This is a genomic window from Alterinioella sp. B-7 (assembly GCF_056857775.1).
In genome coordinates this window covers 1-3,842 of the sequence record NZ_JBSXNT010000006.1, presented here as the reverse complement: position 1 = coordinate 3,842, position 3,842 = coordinate 1, and the positions used below count along the sequence as shown (strand labels likewise).

Below are 3,842 nucleotides of genomic sequence, written 5' to 3'. Positions count from 1 at the left end.
CGTGATCCACTTGTTAAGTGTCGACATGCCGACACCGAGATCATCAGCCACCTGCTTGCGCGTCAGTCCACTGGTCAGGGCAATCCGCACCGCATCTTGCCGGAATTCGTCCGTCCGTTTCAGTCCCATAGTCAGTCTCCTCTGTTGCAGTAAATGCTATCAAAGGAGCGGCATCAAACCGTGACAGGTCCAGTTTATCTCTGTGGCGCAATCGAGGCCCGAACTCGAGATGATTGCGGCGTCGCATGGGATGGATCTTTCCGGCCTCGACATCGTCACGCCTGAACTGGGCGAAGGCAAGCGCGATCGCGTCTACTCCGTCGAAAGTGAGGAAGCCGATCTGCACGAATTGATCGAGAAGGTCATGCAGCACGTGAAAGAAGAGAAGCCTGACCTGGTGGTCTTCGACTCCCTCTTGGAACTCAGGCTCCTCGCTTCTGGCGCCACGGCATACCGCCGGGAGGTCCTCGCGTTGCGGTCGTTGTTCCGAAAGGCCGGGACCACAGCCATCCTGATCGATCACGTCGGCGGTGATGAGGAGGATCGCCACGGCGAGGGCATCGTTCACGGGGTTATCAAACTGGAGATGCACATTCCTGTGATTGGCCCCGCGCGTCGGCGCCTGACGGTTGTCAAAATGCGCGGCGCCGCCTTCAGCGAAGGCTGGCACGACTTCCGCATCATGCAAGGCGGTGTCGACGTATTCCCACGCGTTGTCCCGCGTGAGGTCGAACCTGTCACGCTCGAGGACCGGCTGGTGCCGCCCCACGCCCCACTTGCCAAGATGCTGGGTGGCGGCGTGGAGTTTGGCACCAGCCTTCTGATCGCAGGGCAGGCTGGCACGGGCAAATCCACTTTGGCGAGCATGTTCGCCATCGCTGCAGCGGATCGAGATGTGCCCGCCGCAATGTTCCTGTTCGAGGAGCGCGTGGAGGTGCTGCGTGCTCGGTCTGCGGGCGTGGGCCTCGACACGGCTCCACACGAGGAAAAAGGCACGCTTCGCCTCGAACATATCGATCCAGTCGAGGTGACGCCGGGCGAGTTCAGTGACGCCGTTCTCAATGCTGTGGACAATGGCGCGCGCGTGATCGTCATCGATAGCCTGAGTGGCTATCTCGAGGCGCTGCCAGCGGACGATTCCGAAATAATGCCGCACATTCATTCTTTGCTCCAAGCACTGGCACGCCGCGAGATTCTGGTGATTGTGACCATGTCTCAGCATGGCCTTCTGGGTGAGCAGCCGGTTTCGCGGGTGGACACGAGCTTCCTCGCGGATACCGTCATCCTGCTGCGCCAATATGAATCAGGCGCCGACATCCGCCGCTCCATCGCGGTGCTTAAAAAGCGGCACGGCGAGCACGAGCGCCGCTTTGAGGAACTGGTCATTCGTCCCGGAGCGGTGGAGGTGCGTCCTCTCTCCGAGGAGGCTGCCGAACGCACCAAGAGTGCATCGCAGCTCGGCTCTGAATAGGATGAATCCGTCGGTCTTGATCTACGCGCCTCTTGGGGAGGACGCGCACGCAATTGCCGCCCAAGTGGACGCTTGCGGGAAGCCTGCCCGGATCTTCCGGAGCGCTGAAGACTTGGCGCAGGTCATGATAGACGGCGGTCCGGAAGCGGCTCTTCTGTGCATCGTGAGCCAGGAGGGGGCCGGGGAAAGCACCGGGGAAGCTCTTGCCGAGGTTTTTGCTGACGAGCCTGGCTGGGCGCGTCTTCCGGTCATATTCCTCGTCACCAATTCGAACAAGCCGCCGCCCGCCGTTCGGCTGCTCGATCGCTTGGAGAATGCTCCGCCCTTTCTAGTAATTGGCCGCCCCTGCCGTCCGGCGGTCTTGCGGCATGCAATCGACGTGCAGGCCGAGGCACGCCGCCGCCAGTTCGAGACGCGCGACTTGCTCGAAAAGCTAGAGAGCGAGGAACGGCGCAGTCGCTTCTTACTCAGCGAGCTGCGCCACCGCATACGTAACTCGCTGGCAGTGCTTCAGGCAATTTTCGCGATGTCAGTTCGAAATGCCGAGACCATTGAGGAGTTGAACGAGTCTTTCAGTGGGAGGCTCAAAAACCTGTCCGATGCCAATGTTCGTTTGTCCGAGGATGGCGAGGGAACAGTCCGGCTCTCCGACCTCGTTAAGGAGCATGTTCAGCCCTATAAAACTGCTCCCGACCAATTGCGCTTGTCCGGCTTGGACGTCGTCCTGGATGAACGCACGGCATTCGATTTCGCGATGGTCGTCCACGAGTTGGCGACCAATGCGGCGAAGTATGGGGCGTTGTCGGTGACTGAGGGTTGCGTTGAGGTTGATTGCATTCGGGAGCCCGAAACCCACATGCTTCGCCTGACCTGGCGGGAAAGGAATGGCCCCACAGTGGCAACGCCAGAGCGCAACGGACTGGGTAGTCGTCTAATCCGCGGGTTTTCGCCAGCGGGCCGTGAAGCGCAAGTCGACTTTGATCTCGAAGGTCTTGTTTGGACTGGATGGATGCCTAGCGAAAACCACTCCCCGACGTGACCCTCCGACCAAGCTCTAGATCGATGCATCACTGCAAGGGGATTCCACATCTTCCGCTTGGACATCGGACCGGGCGGTCACAACTCTTGAAAAGTTCACAACAACGCTGGTTTTGCCGGCAAGCCGACGTTGTTCTTAGCGCAGCGAACGACCGCTTCCCGCCCCCCCACGTCATAGGTTGGGCCGATGGCAGCCCGAACGGCTATTCGGTTTGCTCGACGTCCCCGCTTTCCCGGTCCCAGGCAGCGCTGGCCCGAAAGTCGCGGTCCAGGTTCGCAGTCCAGCCCCTACAGGAGCCGCCCATCGGTCACCCGGTTCGAGATGATCAGTTCCGCCGCCTTCTTGCCGCCGGCGCGCGAGATTGAATAGGTCAGATCGACCTATTCGAACTCGAAGCCGTCAAAGACCTCACGGATTTCGGGCGTGTCGTTGATCGACAGAAGGAACGCGCCTTCGGCCTCGGCCAGCAGGCGCGCCATTCGGGCAAAATCCGCCCGCGCGAACATGTTTTTCCCGTAGTCATTTCGTAGGCTGTGCAGCCTCTTCATAGGTTGGATGGCCGCGATGCGGGACAAACCGGACGTGCGATCAATCCAGCGCATCGGTGACGATTGCGTTCAGTGTGGAGCCGGAGCGTCGCAAGACCGCAAGAGACTGAAAGTCGTCGGAATTCCAGAATGATGTTGCATGAGTGCGGTCCGGGAACTCGATGACAAAGACAGCATCCGGCATCTTGCCCTCCCCTTCAAGGCGCCCAGGGTCGCCACCGCGCACCTTGAAGGCACCGGAATGACGATTCACCAGCTCAGGAATCTTCTCAAAATACTCATCCATCCAATCCCGGCTGTGAATTTCCATCTGGCCGATGATGTATGCTGTCACGATGCTCTCCTTCATTGCGCATGAGCAGGCTACCCAATCAGCTTGGGGAGCAAACCCGCTACCGGCCAGCAGGAGGCGCGGATCGGGTTCATGCGCCGCAGCCAGTGAGCCTATTTCGGCTTCGTGCTGTGTAATGCCCGTGCCAGGTAGAACTTCATTCGCGGAGAGATGCCGTCATCGCCGGAAGCGTCGAGTTCCTGCTGTGCCGCGAGGGGCGGAAACCTGCCTTCGCCAGACAAGGTCTCTTCATGATCGGCGACGTGGCGGGATTGATCGGGCTGGTTTCGATTGGGGCTGTCTTGCATTGAACAGAGGTGGCTTGGTTTGTCTGAACAGTTTCGAGCCGTTTCGTAAGTGGATTTCCCGCTCGGTTATGCCGCGACCGGGATTTGTCGCGGCGTGATGTGATATGCCTGATCGGGTGTCTTCCCGTCCAGCGATGAATGCGGT

Annotated in this window: 4 protein-coding genes; 2 read left to right on the top strand and 2 right to left on the bottom strand. The window is 59.9% G+C overall.

Annotation, left to right across the window (positions count from 1 at the left end):
* Positions 1 to 129, bottom strand: a 129-nt coding sequence (locus tag AC13C7_RS00150) for a transposase (RefSeq protein WP_415836445.1), incomplete at its 3' end; no start/stop codon positions are given.
* A 73-nt stretch (positions 130 to 202) separates the two neighbouring features.
* Here AC13C7_RS00150 and AC13C7_RS00145 point away from each other — a divergent pair.
* Entirely contained in the window at positions 203 to 1,471 is a 1,269-nt protein-coding gene (locus AC13C7_RS00145) for an ATPase domain-containing protein (protein ID WP_482866204.1), read from the top strand.
* A gap of 112 nt (positions 1,472 to 1,583) precedes the next feature.
* On the top strand, positions 1,584 to 2,510 hold the full coding sequence (locus AC13C7_RS00140) for a sensor histidine kinase (protein WP_482866203.1): 927 nt from the start codon (positions 1,584 to 1,586) through the stop codon (positions 2,508 to 2,510).
* 588 nt (positions 2,511 to 3,098) lie between these two features.
* Here the strand turns inward: AC13C7_RS00140 and AC13C7_RS00135 are convergent.
* Positions 3,099 to 3,392 (bottom strand): DUF1330 domain-containing protein, encoded by a 294-nt coding sequence (locus AC13C7_RS00135; RefSeq protein WP_482866202.1) that lies wholly within the window; start codon positions 3,390 to 3,392, stop codon positions 3,099 to 3,101.
* Between the last annotated feature and the right edge of the window lie 450 nt (positions 3,393 to 3,842).